This window comes from Pantoea folii (assembly GCF_056678875.1).
The window spans coordinates 73,747-92,175 of sequence record NZ_JBWXON010000016.1; the positions used below are offsets into that span (position 1 = coordinate 73,747).

25 protein-coding genes are annotated in these 18,429 nt (G+C 50.4%); all 25 read right to left on the reverse strand.

The window, feature by feature from the left end:
• Positions 1–30: 30 nt before the first annotated feature.
• Positions 31–3,117 carry a host specificity factor TipJ family phage tail protein gene (locus AC1MDE_RS18140; protein ID WP_480344926.1) on the reverse strand — a complete coding sequence of 1,029 codons (3,087 nt, stop codon included), beginning with the start codon at positions 3,115–3,117 and terminating at the stop codon, positions 31–33.
• Entirely contained in the window at positions 3,114–3,494 is a 381-nt protein-coding gene (locus tag AC1MDE_RS18145; RefSeq protein WP_480344927.1) for a nitrite transporter, read from the reverse strand. The genes AC1MDE_RS18140 and AC1MDE_RS18145 overlap by 4 nt, the downstream gene beginning before the upstream one ends.
• 9 nt (positions 3,495–3,503) lie before the next feature.
• The gene (locus AC1MDE_RS18150) at positions 3,504–3,986 is read right to left on the reverse strand and encodes a DUF1833 family protein (protein ID WP_480344928.1); all 483 of its coding nucleotides are present in this window, start codon (positions 3,984–3,986) and stop codon (positions 3,504–3,506) included.
• A complete protein-coding gene (locus AC1MDE_RS18155; protein ID WP_480344929.1) occupies positions 3,983–4,456 on the reverse strand; it encodes a hypothetical protein in 474 nt (157 codons plus the stop codon). The genes AC1MDE_RS18150 and AC1MDE_RS18155 overlap by 4 nt, the downstream gene beginning before the upstream one ends.
• Complete coding sequence (locus AC1MDE_RS18160; RefSeq protein WP_480344930.1) at positions 4,456–7,035, reverse strand: phage tail tape measure protein; 2,580 nt, start codon at positions 7,033–7,035, stop codon at positions 4,456–4,458. Before AC1MDE_RS18160 ends, AC1MDE_RS18155 begins: the two co-directional genes overlap by 1 nt.
• A gap of 51 nt (positions 7,036–7,086) precedes the next feature.
• Positions 7,087–7,461 carry an outer membrane protein assembly factor BamE domain-containing protein gene (gene bamE, locus AC1MDE_RS18165; RefSeq protein WP_480344931.1) on the reverse strand — a complete coding sequence of 125 codons (375 nt, stop codon included), beginning with the start codon at positions 7,459–7,461 and terminating at the stop codon, positions 7,087–7,089.
• A gap of 59 nt (positions 7,462–7,520) precedes the next feature.
• Positions 7,521–7,790, reverse strand: coding sequence for a phage tail assembly protein T (locus AC1MDE_RS18170; RefSeq protein ID WP_480344968.1), 270 nt, complete (start codon positions 7,788–7,790; stop codon positions 7,521–7,523).
• An 11-nt stretch (positions 7,791–7,801) separates the two neighbouring features.
• Positions 7,802–8,182 (reverse strand): phage tail assembly chaperone family protein, TAC, encoded by a 381-nt coding sequence (locus tag AC1MDE_RS18175; RefSeq protein WP_479400841.1) that lies wholly within the window; start codon positions 8,180–8,182, stop codon positions 7,802–7,804.
• A gap of 39 nt (positions 8,183–8,221) precedes the next feature.
• A complete protein-coding gene (locus tag AC1MDE_RS18180) occupies positions 8,222–8,719 on the reverse strand; it encodes a phage tail tube protein (protein ID WP_479400840.1) in 498 nt (165 codons plus the stop codon).
• Between the two features lie 54 nt (positions 8,720–8,773).
• Positions 8,774–9,139: a DUF3168 domain-containing protein gene (locus AC1MDE_RS18185; RefSeq protein WP_480344932.1), complete on the reverse strand. Its 366-nt coding sequence runs from the start codon at positions 9,137–9,139 to the stop codon at positions 8,774–8,776.
• Positions 9,136–9,621, reverse strand: coding sequence for an HK97-gp10 family putative phage morphogenesis protein (locus AC1MDE_RS18190; protein ID WP_480344933.1), 486 nt, complete (start codon positions 9,619–9,621; stop codon positions 9,136–9,138). Before AC1MDE_RS18190 ends, AC1MDE_RS18185 begins: the two co-directional genes overlap by 4 nt.
• Positions 9,614–9,946 (reverse strand): phage head closure protein, encoded by a 333-nt coding sequence (locus tag AC1MDE_RS18195; RefSeq protein WP_479400837.1) that lies wholly within the window; start codon positions 9,944–9,946, stop codon positions 9,614–9,616. The genes AC1MDE_RS18190 and AC1MDE_RS18195 overlap by 8 nt, the downstream gene beginning before the upstream one ends.
• Before the next feature lie 2 nt (positions 9,947–9,948).
• On the reverse strand, positions 9,949–10,167 hold the full coding sequence (locus AC1MDE_RS18200) for a hypothetical protein (protein ID WP_480344934.1): 219 nt from the start codon (positions 10,165–10,167) through the stop codon (positions 9,949–9,951).
• 60 nt (positions 10,168–10,227) lie between these two features.
• Entirely contained in the window at positions 10,228–10,554 is a 327-nt protein-coding gene (locus tag AC1MDE_RS18205; protein WP_479400835.1) for a head-tail connector protein, read from the reverse strand.
• Complete coding sequence (locus AC1MDE_RS18210; protein WP_479400834.1) at positions 10,502–10,753, reverse strand: hypothetical protein; 252 nt, start codon at positions 10,751–10,753, stop codon at positions 10,502–10,504. The genes AC1MDE_RS18205 and AC1MDE_RS18210 overlap by 53 nt, the downstream gene beginning before the upstream one ends.
• Before the next feature lie 19 nt (positions 10,754–10,772).
• Positions 10,773–11,936 (reverse strand): phage major capsid protein, encoded by a 1,164-nt coding sequence (locus tag AC1MDE_RS18215; RefSeq protein ID WP_479400833.1) that lies wholly within the window; start codon positions 11,934–11,936, stop codon positions 10,773–10,775.
• Positions 11,937–11,947: 11 nt separating this feature from the next.
• Positions 11,948–12,616: an HK97 family phage prohead protease gene (locus AC1MDE_RS18220; protein ID WP_480344935.1), complete on the reverse strand. Its 669-nt coding sequence runs from the start codon at positions 12,614–12,616 to the stop codon at positions 11,948–11,950.
• Positions 12,617–12,634: 18 nt separating this feature from the next.
• Positions 12,635–13,912, reverse strand: coding sequence for a phage portal protein (locus tag AC1MDE_RS18225; protein ID WP_480344936.1), 1,278 nt, complete (start codon positions 13,910–13,912; stop codon positions 12,635–12,637).
• A gap of 2 nt (positions 13,913–13,914) precedes the next feature.
• Entirely contained in the window at positions 13,915–15,447 is a 1,533-nt protein-coding gene (locus AC1MDE_RS18230) for a terminase large subunit (protein WP_480344937.1), read from the reverse strand.
• A gap of 13 nt (positions 15,448–15,460) precedes the next feature.
• Positions 15,461–15,895: a hypothetical protein gene (locus tag AC1MDE_RS18235; protein ID WP_479400829.1), complete on the reverse strand. Its 435-nt coding sequence runs from the start codon at positions 15,893–15,895 to the stop codon at positions 15,461–15,463.
• Between the two features lie 180 nt (positions 15,896–16,075).
• Entirely contained in the window at positions 16,076–16,285 is a 210-nt protein-coding gene (locus AC1MDE_RS18240; protein WP_480344938.1) for a serine acetyltransferase, read from the reverse strand.
• 11 nt (positions 16,286–16,296) lie between these two features.
• Positions 16,297–16,653 carry an HNH endonuclease gene (locus tag AC1MDE_RS18245; protein ID WP_480344939.1) on the reverse strand — a complete coding sequence of 119 codons (357 nt, stop codon included), beginning with the start codon at positions 16,651–16,653 and terminating at the stop codon, positions 16,297–16,299.
• Between the two features lie 46 nt (positions 16,654–16,699).
• Positions 16,700–16,909 carry a hypothetical protein gene (locus AC1MDE_RS18250; RefSeq protein WP_480344940.1) on the reverse strand — a complete coding sequence of 70 codons (210 nt, stop codon included), beginning with the start codon at positions 16,907–16,909 and terminating at the stop codon, positions 16,700–16,702.
• A 170-nt stretch (positions 16,910–17,079) separates the two neighbouring features.
• Positions 17,080–17,484, reverse strand: coding sequence for a hypothetical protein (locus tag AC1MDE_RS18255; protein WP_480344941.1), 405 nt, complete (start codon positions 17,482–17,484; stop codon positions 17,080–17,082).
• 16 nt (positions 17,485–17,500) lie between these two features.
• Complete coding sequence (locus AC1MDE_RS18260) at positions 17,501–18,115, reverse strand: hypothetical protein (RefSeq protein WP_480344942.1); 615 nt, start codon at positions 18,113–18,115, stop codon at positions 17,501–17,503.
• Positions 18,116–18,429: the final 314 nt, after the last annotated feature.

The following is an 18,429-nucleotide window of genomic DNA, read 5'->3' on the forward strand; positions in this document are numbered from 1 at the left end:
AGAGAAAACCCGCCGAGGCGGGTTATAAATTCAGGCTACGTCGCCGGGGTAATTGGCGTCATCGTAAGCGTAAAATGCATCCTGGTATTCGGAGGCGGTAACCTGACAGGTGCCGTCAGATTGGGGAGATATTTCTGCGACGATGGCGTCATAACCATGACGCGAGGATGAACAGAAAATCAGGCGCGGTGGCTCTACTGCCGGATCATCCATTATCCACTCGTCATAATTAAGCACACTGACCAGTGGCAGCGTCAGGGTGTAATCATCTACACGCGTTGGTGTCAGTAATTGCGTTGCCGTTCCATCTTGCAGACGCAAGAACACGCGAGGGTTGCTGAATGTCCAGTCAAGCGGTTCGCTCACTTCCAGCGTCAGTACTGAGCCATTAAGCGAAGCATCAACCACCAGGCAACTTATGGTGTCGTTGCCCGGTATGTCATCGGTCAGCACCAACCGGTCCATGTAGTTGTAGCAAAGCGCATCCATCTCGGTGCTGGTTGTGTGCGTCAGGCGCTGATTTTGATACTTCATCAGGCGGCGCATGCCGATGCGATAAGCCCTGTCCTGATCCAAAACGCCATCCAGTGTGTAACTTTCCACCTTTGATGGCGTCGGGTTGCCCTCCATGCGGCATTGCACAGTCTCCTCTGCCCACGTGGTGCCGTTGATGTAGGTCACATCCACACCATCGTAATCATCCTGAGACGGTACCGAGAACGCAGTTTGCAGCGCCTCAGTGGTTTCCTGAGGGGTTATTACGCCAGTCCATGCTTTAATGCCCTCACGCCCAGCAGATGCCAGCCCGTCAGACAACAAGAAGTACCCCATTCCTGCGTTGGTTATCTTCTGCAGAATATCCAGTGCAGAGGTGCTGCTGTCGTTGGCCTCGAAATCGAATGTCTCCCCGCGTGGCGTCCAGTAAGTGCTCTCCAGCGCAGTGATTGTTTCGGTGTCGATGTTGTCCATGCCCAGGCTGGTCATGGTGTGCATCAGCGCGCCACTGATAGATCGTGACGGATAGCCATCATAAAGCCGGGTTGCCTCCACATTGACGCGGCGATCGGACTGGCTGGCAAGCCTGTTCCCCGTTCTGACTGTCAGCGCAATGGTGGTGACACCTGCGTAAGACGTAGGACGCTTAGCCAGCCGAGAGCGCATTGCCTGCCAGTAAAGGTTGTTGACCGTTTTTGACCCACCGATTTTAGTGGTACGGCGAACACGAACTTCATACTGCGCATCTGTGAGCCCGCTGATTCGCTTTGTGTATCCATGGCCGTTAGCCGTCTTCCCTTTGAAGTCATAAGTTACCTGACTCCATGCGCCGCCAGTGGATGCATTTCGGTACTGAACCAGACAGCGAACGGTATGGGACTGACCATCCCCGTTGTTTTTGTACTGGATGTGTCCGTTAGGGAAGATGAAGTTATTTTCGATAACCGTCGTGGTTTCGCCGTCCGGGCAAGCCAGGAATGGGCCCAACCAGTTCTCGGCATCGTTATCGCCTGAGACCGAGGCGTCCAGTATCGTGCGGCTGTTAAATCCGGGCCAAGAGGGATCGACAGTGGTTGAACCATCATCTGTGGCCAACAACCTACCTACACTGATTGTGGTGTCATCGACCGCGGTAATGATGAATTGCCCTGCACCATACATGATGGAAAGCCTTTCGGTACCAGTCGGAATACCAGTAAAAGCCTTTCCTGTAGCCGAGGTGTAAGCCAGGGTGATGTGAGCCTGTACGCCTGCCGCGCCCCCGCTCGATGCTGTGCCGGGAGCGTTAACCGGGCTGTCGCCAAACACTGCTACTGGCAGCGTAGAGTTAACGATGGTGTCACCGCTATAAGGGCTGCTTTTCTCCTGAATCACCACCTTGCCGGAGCTGTCGATCGCCACCAGACCAGAACCAGTAAGCGCATCGGTAATCGCCTCTATAAGGCCACTCATATTCACGTAATTGGTGACAAGGTTCACCGTGTATGTGAAACCCTGCCAAGTGATAGTGAACGTATAGCTGCTTGTCGTGAAATCGTAAGTCGATGGCGCAGCATTAGCCGTGATGCTTGCAGCACTGCCGCCTACACCGGGTACCGGTTCAACTTCTTCGGTATAGGATGCGATGAACAAGTCATAACTGTTGTCGTTGTAGGTCAGCGTTATCGGCATGCCTACCACAGGCACCAACTCGGTGAAATCACCATAGATGACGTTATAACCGTTCGCATTGCTGATCACATAACTGTCTGGCGCAACCACCGTCAGAACGGTGCCTTCAACCCATGAAGTTGGTACGCTGACATCGTCGTCATCGTCGCCGTTCTCTTCCGTTACGCCAATCAGAGTAATTGTGTTGCCATCAAACAGAATGGCGTCTGAGTTGACATATACGCTGCCGGGCGCTGTTGAGTTGGTATCCAGACCGGAACCGCTCGCGGTACCACCAACCTCAGTTGATGACCACCAGTTTTCTGAGCGGGAATCGGCAGACACTGTGGCACCAGGTGCGTAGATGGTGTAACTCACATCACTGCCAAAACTTGCAATCGGCGTAGCGCCAATGCGTATGCCTGACGCAGGGATGTTGAAGTTACCAACGCCGATGCAAAGAAGCATGCTGGTGCGAAACACTTCCGGATCATCGGCATCAAAGCGCGAAATTGGCTGAACCACGTAATCTGGATAGACGCGGTATTTACCGAATACCTCACGGATCGGGTCGCCCAAACTGACGTTGTTGGCTTTTGCTGGGTTCAGGTCGAGAGAATCGCCAGTGGCCTGACTGGAGCTGCCAGTATCCAGCGTGCTTACCATGTAAATGGAGTAAGCCGCAGCTGCCGCCGCGATCGCCACAGCGGCCCATGCAATCAGGGTTGCGGCTGACACGCCCTCGCCCGGTACCGGATAGATGCAAACATTACTGTCTGGGGTGATCACAAACTTGCCCCATCGCTCTGGCGCCAGGCCAATCCCATCAACGTCGATAGTGATTGGCTGAGCAATATCGGTTCGAAACCCGGTCACGTTCTCATAAAGCCAGCGCTCAATAGTGAGCTGATCATGCTCATGCGTTTCGAGTGGCTCACTCGGTAGCCGGGATGGATAAATGCGGATCGTCACTGGTAATACTCCACGCGCGCGTATTGCCGCTCAAAACGCCGTAAGGGAAGGATGGTTACGTTTTTCTTTGGGTTAGATTCAATGACGTGCAAAAGCCCGTTGAGGCGCACGACGATACCGAGGTGAATAATCATCTTCCCCCGGTAGCACGCCGCCACAGCGCCTTCCGTTGCCTCGCATTGAGTGACATTTTCACGAAATCCAGTGCAGGCAGCGTGCATCTTATCCCCCTCTTTGATCACACCCTCGAAAGCCGGCCATTCTGACAGGCCGAGATCACGCCGAACTTCATGGACTAGCCCGTAGCAGTCGAGCACCGGAAACACGCGACCGCCCATCTGCCAGATGACAGAAAGGTATCTATCGATGTTGAGCATTGAAAAACCTCAGGCGATGTAACGTAGACCGGGGAAGAAGTTGAGGGTGTATCGATAACGTGGCCACGCCGTATCGAGCACATTCATGTAACCAGCGGTTATCTGCACCTGCGTAGAGGTCCAGTAGCCTGATTTGATGATGAGCGAGAACGGGCGTTCTGCCGGTGCGCTAAGGTCATCCGAGGTGAAGCAGCGGCAGGTCAGTTGAGAGCTTTCAATTACCGGCAAAGCCTTGCGGATAGCGGTCGAAACTATGCCGGTGATGTTGCTGATGGCGAATTTCAGATCCTGAGTGCCGTCGGAATTTCTGGCTGGCAGGGCAAGGTCGATACCGCAAGCAATAAAGGTAACAGTAGAGCCATCCTCAAGCGTCGCAGTGATATCATCGAATCCCTTCGTCAGCCAGAATGTCTGCTCGCCAACATCGATTTGAAGGGTATCAATGATCACCTCCTCGCCCGATGAAGCATAAAGCCGGTCAAGTACAGTCATGCTTCGGGCCACTCCCTGTTCATAGCCAAATCAATAATGCTCTGGTTAACAACCAAATCAGGGAATTCCCCCCAGCCTGGAGGAAGTATTGGCCTTTCCCAGAGTTCCAAGGTTGCTGAGTATTGCCAGTAGTTACCGCTCTGAAGCGTTGGGCCTTCATAGATATCGACAAATCTGCACACATAAACTTCGATTCCCAGAGGAGTGCGAAGCTTCATATTGAACCAAGCCGCACCATCTGAAATAACATCCCGGTACCACACCTCATAAAGTTGGCACTGAGCATCGTTATCAAACATCCAGACCACCTTGGCCTGAGTAGGAACTGATGTGTACTGGCGTCTTTGTCTGGCTCTCCCGGAAGATAACTGAGTTCTCAGTAATGGGCTTATTGGCTGGAAGCCATACCCGTCCTGAAGAGGTAAGCTCAGATATTCATGCGGATAACTCAAGTCAGTTTGCTTGGGCATTATCTTACCTTCCTCCCCGCATTGGTATTTGTCATCAAAGCCTTGTGAAGATTGCCCTGACCAGACGCAACTGAATTGACAGCCATTTGATATCCCCGCTTAGCTCCTTCATCAGCCGCTTTTCTCACTAACTCAATAGTTGAGTCAGATGGATTTCCATTGATGGGGATACTTATTTGAGGGCTGTATACGCTTGGCCCGGTTGATTGATTTGCAACACGATCAAGTGTGGCGTCGAGCTTAGCGCTCGTTTGTGCCGTGGTGACACGCTCGCCTTTTTGCAGAAGCCAGGTGCCTGTTTCGGGAACAGCATCTAAACCATCATGAGCCATACCGAGTAGAGATGAGGCTGAAACAGCGGCCACCAGCGGTTCTGTAACGGCTGCTGCTGTAGCCATAGCAGCAGGAGCCAATGCAGGTCCAATAATTGGGATTGCAGCAGTGGAAGCAAAGGCACTGATCTGAGCCATTAGTGACATAGCCTGAGCATTAGCAGTCATCATGGATGCTGCTGACGCTTGCCCGGTCTTGCCTACCACCAGCTGAACAGCCTGATATACCAGCCACTGAGCAGCCATTTTCACCAACGTTTCAATGACTGTTTTACCAAGGTCTGAAAAAACGTTTTTGAACACATCACCAAGTGATTCTGTCCCATAGATCAGCCCTTCAAGATTTTCAGCAATTGAGTCAGTTGCCCCGCCCAGAATTGAGGTCATGGCATCGCCAGCCTGCTGATAATAATTCGATGACTCATCTACGAAATTAGCCAGTGAATTACTAATGCCATCGGACCAATCATCCCTTTGCTCGTCAGATGACTTATAAAAATCCTTCTGAATTTCCAACCGCTCATCTAATGCCTTTTGAAGTGCCTCAGTCTCCTGATCGTAAAGTGATTTAGAAATATCACCTGACTGATACTGGCTTTGGAGATCACGCTGCTTATCCAAAAACTCTTTCTGGATGTTCAGCATTTCTTTCAGGCGATCACGCTGAGTGTCGCCAAGGCCAGCACCCTGCGTTTCAACGCTTAAATCAGAACGTGCGTTATCATTGCCAGCCTTTAGATTTGCTACGAATGCAGCGACTTTCGCATTATCTTGATTAGCTTTTTTCAGTGCATTCAAGCGGTCAATTTCAATTGCAAGGGATTCAAGCCGCTTTTTCTGCGTCTCGTTTAACCCCTCCAACTTGCCGTCGGCAATATCGAACTGAAGCTTCTGCTGCTCCGTCACCACATTTACTTTCTTACCTGTGGTGTCGATTAATTCAATCTGGCGCATATAGCTGCGCTCAGTTGCTTTAAATGCAGACTGAAGCTTGGCGGCATCAGTGTCTTTTTTTGGTTTTGTGGGCTTGCCGTTTGTCTCGCCGGGGGCCAGTCCAAAATCCAGTAATGAAGATGCCGTGCCGCTATTAATGTTGTCTGGCACCTGAATATTGTTAGATTGCTTTTTTAGCTGCGCGAGGCGTTCAGTTAGGCCTGAGATTTCATCAGACACAGCCTTAACGCTATCATCTTTGCCAAGTATCCAGCCGAGGAACGTCTGGCTCCCGTCATACATACCATCGCCACGATCCTTGATTGTGCTGCTAAGGTAATCAATTCGGGACTGAATCTGGTCTGGATTATTCATGTCTACGCGATTACCCAGCGCAGCCATTCTGTTACCTGATGACTCTGCAAGCTTACCTGCGCCAGCAGCCGCTTTAATCAACCACCCAGCAAGTTGTGCAACTTCGCTAACGAGATTTGCTATCCCTTGAAGTACCTGAGGATCGGTAAGAACGTCATGGATATCTGAAAGCGAATTATTCAGCGGGCTAAGGTCAACGTGAGCGAGACCTGCCGAAATCTCCATTTTCAGGCCTTTAACCTGCGCTTCCATATCCTGAAAAAGGTCATTCACCTTAATCAGGTCGTCAATCGACTGCGGGTCTGGCGCAACACCATAATCTTTTGCCAGTTGGATGAACTGGTTCAGCTTTGCGTTGTTGTTGTCGAACAGTGGTAATAGCTTGGAGAGATCATTACCCAGGCTTTCAAGGATGGTTACTTTGCCTGCGTTGGTGCCAATCTTCCCTAAGGCTTCGCCGATAGCCAACATCTGCTTATCAGGTGATACCTTGGATAGTTTCTCTGCCGATAATCCGAGTGAATTAAGCGCATCAACTGCTTCACCAGACTTATTAAGAACAGCATCACCAATCTTGTCGCTGAGGTCTTTGAAGATGTCTGCCATGTTGTCACCGGCGACACCTGCCTTTTCTGCGGCAAACTGCCATGCCAGCAATTCTTGCGTGGACATTTTCAGCGATTTTGCCCACTGATCAGTGGCGTTAATCTGCTCAGAAGTTGACTTCAGTAATGCAAAACCTGCTGTGCCTGCAGTAATTGCCAGAGTCTGCACCGCTGCACCTGCAGCAAGAAGACCCGAAGCGCTTGCGGCCGCATCTTTTTGCACTTGCTTTGCCCAGTCGGAAGAAGCGCGCTGAGCCTTATCCATCCCAGAAACGAAGCCGCCCACTTTGGCGATCAAATCAATAGTCAGTGTGCCGAGTGACTTGCTGGCCATAAAAACTCCGGGCAATAAAAAACCCCGCCGTAGCGAGGTTTAATGAGTTAATCAGTTCGGGGTGGGCGGCGGCGTATATGCCTTTACACCCTGCTGATAAATCTTTTGGGTATTTTCCATTATGTCGTCAGACAAGGTCTGCTTACCCCACTTCGTGACCTTCCCATTAACGAAGGTCACAACCAGCCTGTCTTGAGCCAACTGCTCGTTATCGACAGGTGTAAAACCAACCATGACCGGGTTCCAATAAATCCAACGTTCACGATCCTGATTAACGTCTGTTCTGCGAGGCTGTCCCATTACCGTCTGTACTGACTGTTTAGACATACCCAAAGATAGATCGAGTGACTTTTGGTTATAGTCAATTCTGTTGGCACAACCAGAAAGCATGAGTAGTGATGCCAAAATCAAAAAAAATCGCTTCATATTAAGTCCCTATTAAATGTTCAGAGGAATCTTAAATTATTTTTCTGATTTTTAAACCGTCATGCCCAAGTTTTCATCGCTTCATTTAGAGAGATCGGATTGGTTGATGAGGGTTTCTCGCTGAAATGTGGCGTGAAGTCAGTAATGTTGAATGGTGGGGAATTTTTGGCCCTGTTTACATTAGCGATGGTGCTTGCCATTAATCCTGCCGCCCACTCAGTGCGCATCATTGTATTGAAACTGCCAACGCGGTTGCGGTAGCGAGCCCATAATTGGAATTCACGATAGCTTAGATTTTCTCTGGCCTCAGCTATCGTTCTTCCACCAATGCCATTTAAGACTAGCTCGCACCAGAATTCGTCTTCTTCACTGAGTTTGAACTCTTTCCCAGATCATTGACCTGCTGAATTGCTACAAGTAGCGCTACGGTAAGCGCACCATCTAATGCGCCTCTGTCAGGATCAGCCTCTCCAGTAATGTCGGCTGGCGTAAATACAGGCTTACCATCCTCATCACAAATTGAGGCCGCAATACGACCAGCAACACCATCTACTTTACCAACAGTTGCTAATACGTCAGAAGTTGCTGCGTGATATCCCATAGGACGTACAAAGACTGTTGCTTTGATCTCTTCACCGCCCTGCTTCCAGCTAATTTCTTTCTCAACTGGACGCCCGGTGAATGCGCCTGCTGTTTTCAGTGACTCTAAGGTTAACTTCATAAGATGGTCTCTTATTTGGGGCCGTTAAGCCCCATTGAATTATGCAACTGCTTTTGGCACCCATACTGCAGAGCCGGAACGCTGGATAGATGCGGAAGAAGAAACTACGGTGTTGGCCGCGAAATCAAACGGGAAGTCGGAGACGTAGCCTTTGAAAACAAACCAGGTGCGGCTGTCGGGAAGCACCAGGCCATCAACAGCACCACTTGCGCCTTCTGCAGCAGCAGTGGGTGATGCGGTACCATCAGCCCAACCTATGGCGAATGTAAGGTCTTGATCACCTTCATCATCAGAAATTGACAAGTTATAAAGCATTACGTGGCTGGTATTTTTTGGATCAGCGTTCAGTGTCAGTGAGGCTGCTCCGGGAGTACGCAGACCGCGCTTATAAGTACGGTCAAACTTTTCAGAAAGACAGGTATCTTCAATCTGGTCGGCTGGGCTGCTACCCGGTGAGAATGCAGTGATGCATTCCACTTCGCTCACCGCGCCACTGGCGAGCACGAAAAGCTGCGTGCCTTGCGTCAATACAGACATGGTTATCTCCGGTCATAAAAAAACCGGCACATGGCCGGTGGGTGAATAATTCAGTTATCGCGGGACTATCCAGTCGACATCAAATGAATAGCGGTACCGCTTAGTTTCGTTATCTCGGGTTTGATCTCCCCATCGGGTGATGTAAGCGTGTGACTCAATCGCATCGCGTAGCGCTGCAGCGACAGCAATCGCTTCATCAGGGGTATCGGCATAAACATCCACCTGCAGCGTGAATGAGTCGGCATCGGGACGCTGGCCCAGATAATTCTCAGGTTCACCGTTAATGTTTTGCCATACCGCGTAGGGATAGTTGACATCATCATCCTGCTGACCAAACGGATACAGGCGCAGGCTGTCACCACCAATCAGTGAATTAACTTCAGGACTGGCGCTGCAAACAGGAAAAATAGGTGCTATCACGGTGAATGCCCTTTCTTACGGGCGCGTTTAATTGCCCGGTCAATTGCCAGTTCGTACTCAGTGCCAAATGTCGTCACTACCTGGTCAATACTGCTTTCAGCAGCCGGACGCATGAAAGGCTGCGCTTTCATCTTCTCGGTGCCGAATTCAAGTAGTCGCCAGTGAGGTGTGGGAGCATTCGCACTTTTGTCAGGGTGTTTCTGCAGAACCGCGCCATGCGCTACGCCAATGCGAAAGCCAAGGTTGCCTGTTTGCTTAAACAGCCTGCCGTTCCAGCGAAGCGCAACGTTATCGGCAATGCTTCTGCCTGTTGAGGTGTCATCCAGTTGGCGGGCATTAGCCTTGGCTTTATCAACGATGACATTCCCCGCGCGGCGTAAAGCTGCTCTTCCACCCTTACGGCGGAGGTCATCGCTGATTTCATCCAGTTTGCCGAGTAAGGAATCCATGCCAGTAAGGGTGAAATCAACACCATCAGCCATCGTTAACTCCCTCCGAGCAAGGCAGTGTCAGATAATCACGCCCGCTTTTGTCGTCAGCCAGTACGCCTTCTATGTTGAAAATCTTACCGCCGTAAACGATGCGGTGTTTGGCTGTTACATCACTGCGAAAACGGATGGTGATGCGCGTTGTGACCTGACTCTGGGTCGCCTGTGCTGCCACAAACTCTCTCGCCGAAAGCGGCGCAACTTCAGCCCACAGCTTTGTTACTTCCTGCCATGAGTTGACGACTGCGCCCGTAGAGGGATTTTGGGTTTTTACTGGCTCCTGAAGCGAGACTCGGTGGCGTAATTTTCCAGCCTGCATAGTTACCCCTTAGCTGCCCCGCTAAGATACGTTGGTGCTGGCATATCGGGATCAGATTCATCAATCATTGCCTGATAAACCAAGGCGGCAAGCGCCTCATTTGACTCAGCCAGCCGATTTATCGATTCGGTCTGCGCTTTCATCCCTTCCGCTACCTGATGAAGGCTCTCTGCCAGTTTCTCCAGAGTGGTCGCCAGATGGCTTTCCTGTAATTCTTTCATTAGCGAGTTCCACCATTCTCTTTAACCATTCGCGGCGCTTCTGGCATCCTGAGCACGCCATCAGTGCCACTTACGGTGTCGGTATAACAACGCCTCCACGCCAAACGGGATTTCATCCTGACTCTGTCCGCTCGCTTCACGGTTCGCATAATACTGACCGATGAGCAGCAGCATCGCCTGCCAGATACCGGGAGAAAAAAGAACCTCACGAGGAGGTTCTTCATTTTCAACGGGAGCGGAGAGTTCAACAACCAGAGTGCCGTCGCAGTAATGCTCAACAAAATCGACTGATGACTGCGCATAGCCTGCAATCAGGTCGTCTTCATCACTGCCATCAACTCTCAGATGCTTCTTTATCAGCTCCATCTGTGCTGGACTTAGTTCCACCCTTACCCCCTTTCTTAGCGGATTTAGAGGCCGAATCATCGGTCGATTCTTCTTCCACTGCTTCAGCTAGGCTCAATCCGACCAGAGCCTCACCGATTTCTTTTTTTACCACTTTGACTTCGCCCTGAGAGACAGTGCCAAGGTGATAATGCGAGAACATGCGGAGTGCTTTAATTTTCATATCGATAATCGCGGCCATTGCTGACCGCGCCTTTCAGTTATGAGCCAGATGCAACCGCTACAGAGCCGGTCACGATAGCTGCGGGACGATAGTGCGCCAGAGCCAGACGCTCTTCACACAGGATGGTCAACATGTTTTTGACGAAGTTGTCGCGGTCCTGGTTGCTGATCTCAATGGTGGCATCCATACGATCCCATACCTGCGAGGCCAGACCGAACGCACCAACAGTGAACTGACCCGCTGTCTGCGCAGTGGTCGAAACTACAGGCAGCCCCCACAGAACTTTTGAAGCGAACGCCTGAGGACCGCCCAGAATGTAGTTGCCGTTGGCGTCTTTCAACAGAGCGATGCGGTGCCAGTCTGCCGGGTTGAGGATGATGCCATCAGCTTCAAACTCACTGAGCGACACCTGGTATATTGCGTGTGCCAGAACGTCAGCGCTCGTATCACCTGTAGCATTCAGCGTACTCTCGTAGTCATTCGCCACTACGTTCAGGCCCTGAAGGTTATCGCCAGTGCCGTCACCATTCAGCATCTGGTTTTCTTCCACCAGAGCCAGACCATACATCATGCGAGCATTGATATATGACTGAAGCGCTGGCGCATCGTCCATAATCTGACGGGAAGCCTGAAGCCAGTGGGCGATGGTTTTTACGTTCGCCGTTTCTTTGGTGAAGGTGATGTTGCTCTCAGGCTTCAGGGTTCCTTCAGGTACAGGAGCCGCGGCGTTGGTAAACACGTTTTCACGTACGTATTCCAGTGAGTTACTGGTGATACGACCCTGAGCCAGCAGGTCACGTACAGTCAGGCGGCGAAGACCCGGCATGAGGATGCCCGGCACCTGCTGTGGCTGAACCAATGCACCTGCAGAGGTGGAGCCAGAACCGATAGCCTTATCAAAGCTGGTCACTTTCGCTTTGGTGCGGGTGCCATCCCAGCCTTTAATCAGGTCTTCAGATACACGCTCAGCAAAAGACTTCTGAGCAGTCTGATCCGGGGAATTACCTGCAAGCTTCTGTTCTAGGTCAAACAGGCGGGTACCGGTGGTTTTCAGCTCATCCTGCGCCTTGGTCAGGTCAGCCTGAAGTTGCTGGTTTACCTGGCCGTTTTCGGCAATAGACTTACGCTGCTCTTCGATGAGTTGCTTCACTTCTTTCTGTGAATTTTCAATCGCTTTTTCGAGAGTGGCTAATTCAGACATGTAATGCTCCGTTATGCGTTCCGCAGATTAGCGGCAAAGGAAGTTATGCGCTGTGCAAGCGCGTCAATGTCGCCGCTACCGGACTCACTCCGACCTGCGGACTTAACACTGGCAAGAAATGCCTGTGCTTCTGCACGCGAAAGCCCTGCTGAATCCCTCAGGAAAGCTTCTGCGTCTCGAATAGTTTTGATGGTTTCGATACTCTTCATGGCGGAAACGCCAGCGAGTTCGTTGGCCGGGAAGGTGCAAACGCTGATTTCCCGAAGATAAGAGATGTTCTTGAAGATCATCCCGGTGGTACCAATGCTGTAGTCGTCTTTAGATACTGAAAAACCGACCGACATGCCTTCAACGGTACCGTGCTGCATGGCTGCTTTCAGATCAGAGGAAGCACTCAGGCCCGGAGTTAACTGACCTTTCACATAAAGGCCCTTTTCATCCTCTTCCAGTGTTTCCCATTTACCTACCGGCACTTCAAATGTGCGGTGATTGAAAAACATCGCTACCTTGCGGCTTTGCGTAGCAAGCGTGTTTTTGAAAGCGCCAGGTAGGATGATGTCTCCGTCCGAATCTGTGTTGTTAAACACAGAGGCGTAACCTTCAAAAATCCCCTGACTGCCATCGCCTGCAAACTTAATTTCTGCCTGATTAAAGGACAGCGTTTTCTGAATGTCCGGCATTGAAGCCCCCATAAAAAATTAAGCCCCGTCAGTGCGGGGCTTGTCGTTTGTTCCGAGGTCAGTGATCGGGATGTTTTGAGATTGCCGCGTGGCGACATCGCCACCGGGAAGAGGTGGCAGGTTATCCAGTCTTCGGACTTCATTAACTGTACGAATGCCGGTGTTCACCATGGTCTGCATGAACGTGGCGCGGCTGGCTGAATCACCGCGCAGCAGGCCATCTAAATTATGCTCGGCGTGAAGCTTGCCTTGCTCAGATTCCTTAACCAGCCAGCGCTCAATGCTGTATTCCCAGCGATCCAGATAAGGCTTCAGCGTGTACTGAAGGAACCCAAGGTTCTGTTGTTCAATACCGCTGCCCCATGAGGTGGTTTTCTCAACATCACCCACTAGGTGAGGTGGAACGCCATAAAATCGCGCCAGTTCTGCCACCTGAAACTTACGGGCTTCTAGCATCTGTGCATCCTGAGGCGAGATGCCGATTGCCTGAGTGGTGAAGCCGCTTTCCAGTATCCATAGACGCTTTTTAACCGGGCCACCAGCGATCTCTTTGAAGTTTTCTTCCAGTTGGCCACGCTGTTCTTTGGTAAGCACCTTGCCATCTGTCATCAAAATCTGAGGAGACTTAGCACCGTTGGCGAAGAACTCGCGCTGGTTGTCCTCCATGGCAATTGCCACGCCTGCAGATTTGGCGCTGAATGCCAGCGGTGACAGGCCCACCAGCCCGTTAAACCCAAATCCTTTCAGATGAAAAATTTCTTTCGGCTTGAAGTCAGCGTATTCGGAATCTCGCTTGTAGCGATAGATGACGTTTTTGCCGTTATCACTCAGGCGTACATCCATATTGGCGCTCATCAGCGGAACCATGCTGATCACATCACCAACGCTGTTTCTCTCAATGTGAGCATAAGCGTTGCCATATGCACAGAGTTGCATCGTCATGGCTTCGCGAAACTCAAGCGCCGTCATAAAGTTGTTGGGACGGAAACGCAGGAGACGGGCCAGAGGATTATCGTTTCCGACTTTCTGCCGCTGATCTTTAACGGTTTCGAACACATCCAGCGGCAAAGATGCCGTCACGGTGGAAATCAGTCTAATGCAGGCCCACACGGTACTTATCTGCATGTTACGTTCGTCAGTAACCACAGACTCGCCAACCACGCCGTGTGCTGATGTACCTGCCATCTGCGAACCGCTGTCAGGTGTTACGAGGCGACCACCTGTCAGGATGGAAGCCATTCGCGCCCAGAATGGCGATCGCGTTCGCAGGTCAATGCTGTAATCGGTATCTGCCATTTTTAAACGCTCAAAAAGTTATAAATGAAGTCGTTCACATCACCCTCGTCCTCAATCTCATCGCTTGTCTGAGCGCCGATGGACATGGCCAGTGCAACCATGCCGTCTATCCTGCCGCTGGATTTACCCTTCACGAACTTCCTGTTCCCGGCTGGATCGGTGATTACCGTGGCGTTCTTGGCGCACATCTCCAGGATGGGATGATTGCCGTGGCGCAGCGATGCACCCAGGAGCTTGGTTTCAAGCTCACGCAGAGCGGGAGACATAGAAACGAAGCCCTGCCCAAATTCCACGAAGCGTTCAAGTTCGGCTTCTGTAAACCCGGCATCAATAAGGTGTGGGCGGAGAAAACGCATGTTGTATCGGTCAAAAGCCATTGCCCTGACGTTGCAGGTATCGAAAACTTCTCGTAGCACCTTTGCGATGTAGGCGTATTCGATGGCTTTGCCGGGCGTGGTGCTGAGGTAACCCTGCCGTGCCCATATGTCATAAGGGACTCGGTCATGCCTTGCCTTATCTGCCAGTCCATCCTCAGGCAACCAGAACTTGGAATGAACATCACCCTGAGCGGTGGTCAGTATCAGCGCTGTAAGGTCGGACACACTGGACAGGTCAAGACCGCCCCAGACCGTTGCACCCGTAAGATCGTCGGGTTGCTCTTTGTTCATGTGCCAGACCGACTGGCTGACGAAAGGGCTCTTTGCCTCAACGCGGCGGTTAAGGACAAGGTTTTCAAACTCAGCCTGCCGGGAAGGCAGTCGCTTTGCGCTTGCCGCCATGTCCAGAACCTCTTTCTGGTTCATGAACACATCGAAAGCCGGGTTAGCGGCCCGAATGGCTTCAACCGAAAATGCATCAATATCTTCTGGCGCTGTCTGCAAGCGGACGACTGTTCTCGGGTCCGCGCCAGTAAGCCCGTCATCAATCAGCAGGCTCAGCAGGTCACTCGCATCGGGTGCCTGAGTGCTGATGATGATGGATATCGGGTTATCCTGCGCGGCGGTCGCTGTTTCCAGCGCCTCATAAAGCGGGTCACGTGGCCCGCGCACCTGCCCCAGCTCATCGTGGGCGACAAATCGCGGCGAGAAACCGTAAGCCGTGGTGGCTTCAGCGCTGAGGGCGCGGTAATACGAGCCCAGTTCAGGGCAGTGAATTTCTTTGGCTGAGTCTTTTATGGCAACGTATTGCATCAGTGTCGGATTCATACGACACATTTTCGAAGCTAGGTTAAACAGAATCGCGGCCTGATCACGTGATCGGGCCGCAGAATATAGCTGTGAGTTCGGTGCTGATTCGGGACCAACCAGATACAGCAGCATGATTATCGCTGTCTCTACCGTCTTGGCGTTCTTTCGCCCTCTGCTGATAATTGCACGGCGGGTGCCATGCTCATTATCAAAAATCGCTCTGAAGTCATCCTTCATGAAAGGAGCCATCTTCAGAGGCTGACCTACGTACTTCCCTTCAGGGATCAGAATGTGCTTCTCACACCAGGCGATATTGCGCTCAGCCCTTGTAAGCTTTTTTTTCGCCATTCGCTAACCAGCCTTAATCAATTTCCCAGGGCTTTTTATCTCTGGCGAGGTTGTTGTTGGCGCGGCCAACCGTTTTAGGGTCGGCGGTTGCCTGCCGGGTGATCCTCAGGCGGGTCGCTAGAGACGATGCAGATCGAACTTCCCGCTCGCGCATACCGAGTAACTTGTCGTAGCGCTTCAGGCCGTCTTCGCGGGAAAGCCAGCTGAGTTCAAACTCTTCTATCTGCATGGTGAGGATGCGGGACTGCACGATGTGACGGCAGTACATCTCCATCATGTCGCGGTGCGTTTCGGTGAATGAGTTCGCCGGGTTGTCATTCACCAGCCTGACCCAGACGTCTATCTCTGGATCGGTCAGATGAATCGACGGCTGCAGCCTGCCTTGAGCCATGGTCGGAAGCGAGACAGCAGAAGTCGCGGCGAGAGATTTTCTGCCTCGCTGTGCCATTACTTTTTCCTTTTTTTCTGGACGTTTTTAAAAAAAAGACTGAGGGCGCGGTCTCTAAAAATTTGCTGCCAGAGTTTTGCCCTCCCCCCTGTCAGCGTGGATTTCAAATGATAATCCATCTCATATGCATGAAAACGCACCAAAATCGAGCAATTCACATCCTGATATTGATAATGATTATCATTTCTCGATGATTCGAAAGTTTTCGCGCGTTCCTCTTGAGTTTGGGTGTGATGAACCAACCCCAATCGGTAATGAAATCGTCAATACTGGTACACCATCTCCAGCCACATGATGAAAGCTGGCAGATGTGGCTGAGCTGAAATCAACACCATCAATGAGAAGCTCGACAAGCTTTCCATCGCGATACTCAATCTTCATGTCTTTCATGGTTGCTCCTATTACCAGATAACCCGGCCTTCATCGTCAAACTCAGTCACTGTTCCACCCTTCTCCATGCGTTGTTTCACTGAGTCATGGCAGCGTTTGCATAGAGACTGGAGGTTTTCTGGATCATGGAACAGAGCATCATCACCTTTGTGCGGTGTGACGTGGTCAACGATGGATGCGGATACGACTTGGTTACGCTTGAGGTGAAACTCGCACAGCGGTTGCTTCTGAAGTTGGTGATAGCGCAGACGATACCAGCGCTTAGAATTGTAAAGGTTATGCCAGGGTGAATTGGATGCCATATAGCCAGCCGATGATTCATTGTGTTTATGCTGAAAAGTGAACTCAGTGAATGCAGTTTTCAGCACAAAATAAAAAACCGCCCGTGGGCGGCTTGTTCATTCTGAATAAATTTTATTTCTTTAGCGCTTTCTGGATGGCATCTGCAAGGATTTCAATTTGCTGTGAAGCATGTTTTAAATCTTCTTCAACCTTGTCAGTTCTAGCGTTAGCACCACTTGCTCCTGCTGATGCTTTAGCAATCTCTAGCGCTGCCTGAACTGCTAAAAGTCGCTGCCTATCCTCAAGTTTTGCACCGGTAGTTCCGAAATAGCTCTCTAACATACAACCTCCGTTTCATAAATGGAGGTTACACATTATCGCTAGGATTAATCCGAGTGAAGCGAATTAATCTCACAGTGTCGCAACGCTTCACAGCGTGGCTAAGCGTTATCCCTTTTAGGTGGATTAGAAACAAAAAAACCGCCCGTAGGCGGTTTCTTAAAGTCGTTTTTTTAACCAGCTTTCTCAAGGTACTGCTCACCTGGCAAATAAAACTTGCCGTCCGAGGTGTAGTGATAGCACATATCTACTAAATGGATATGTGAATCTCCCTGTTTCCACTGGAAGTGAACCACCCAATCCGATGTATAATATTTAGGATGCTTTTGAACATACTCTGGAAGACCAATGTGGTAATGCCACAGACTATTGGTCATTGCGTATGTGAAGTTTGGGTGGTCAGATTCTAAATTGGACCAAGATGGTGAAATCTTACCTACGAATTGAGAAAAGTCACCGAGACCATGCTTTTCAAAGAGATCAGTAAAATCAAGAACCTTGTCCTGATCACTCTCTGTGAAATTTTCAAACTCTTTAGCGAAGAGCTTGCCAAATGAAACGGTGTACTTTTGAGACATTCACCACAGGCCTTAATCAAGATGCATGAGATAAAATTAGACGTCTCTTCTCTTCGCGAGACAATCCCGGTTTCATCTCAATCCTATCAGAATTCAAAGCAATAGACATACGTTCTTTTCCAAAAGTAACGATGGCTGCTTCTTTTTCCTGAATTTGCTTAGAAAGCTCTGGTAACTTTTTCATAGTCTCGATTGTAGCAACTAACCCACCGATAGTTTCGGCTTTAAGTGCTTCGAGTGCTGGCCTACATGCTACTCGCTCTGCACCAAGTATTTTTGAGAATGAAATATCAACAATTTGTAATGCGCTTTCCCCTGCGGTAATGGCAGCAAAGAACGCACTTTCAAGCTCGTTAGGAATCTCAACGTGCTCACCACGATCAAAAGACATCTGGATGCGCACGATAGCTTTTTCAAGCTTTTCTCGCACAGAAAACAGTTGAGAAAGGCGGTCGCTAACTTCAGTTTTTAGTCTCAGTGCAGCGTCAGGAGTTATACCTCTAGATCTTGAAGTAGAGGCCTTTTGAGCTGGTTGAGCGCTAGCAATAGGTACAGCAACGTTCGCTGCTTGTGCCTGAGTAGACAAAAGCAGTGGTGCAAGACCTAAACCTAAGGTGGCGATGAAATTCATGAACAGTCCCCGCGAATCACGCAAAGCAACTTTACTAAAGTGCTACGGCATCCCTGATGACTTATTTATAACCGCATTTCATTTTTTTTTGCAACCAGACAGTGAAAAAACAAGATTTGTTCTGTATTGCTTACGGTTAAATCAAAGGGCGCAGCATTATAGACACACTTACCACATTGTTCAAACAAGTTTCATCGGATCAGTTCCAAGCCACTCGACTAAGCATGCGGATGTCAAAATCTACTAACGGCAGGAACCTGAAAATCTTTATGTAACAGTAAGACTAAATTTCTCCAGCCTTGTACCAAGCCTGC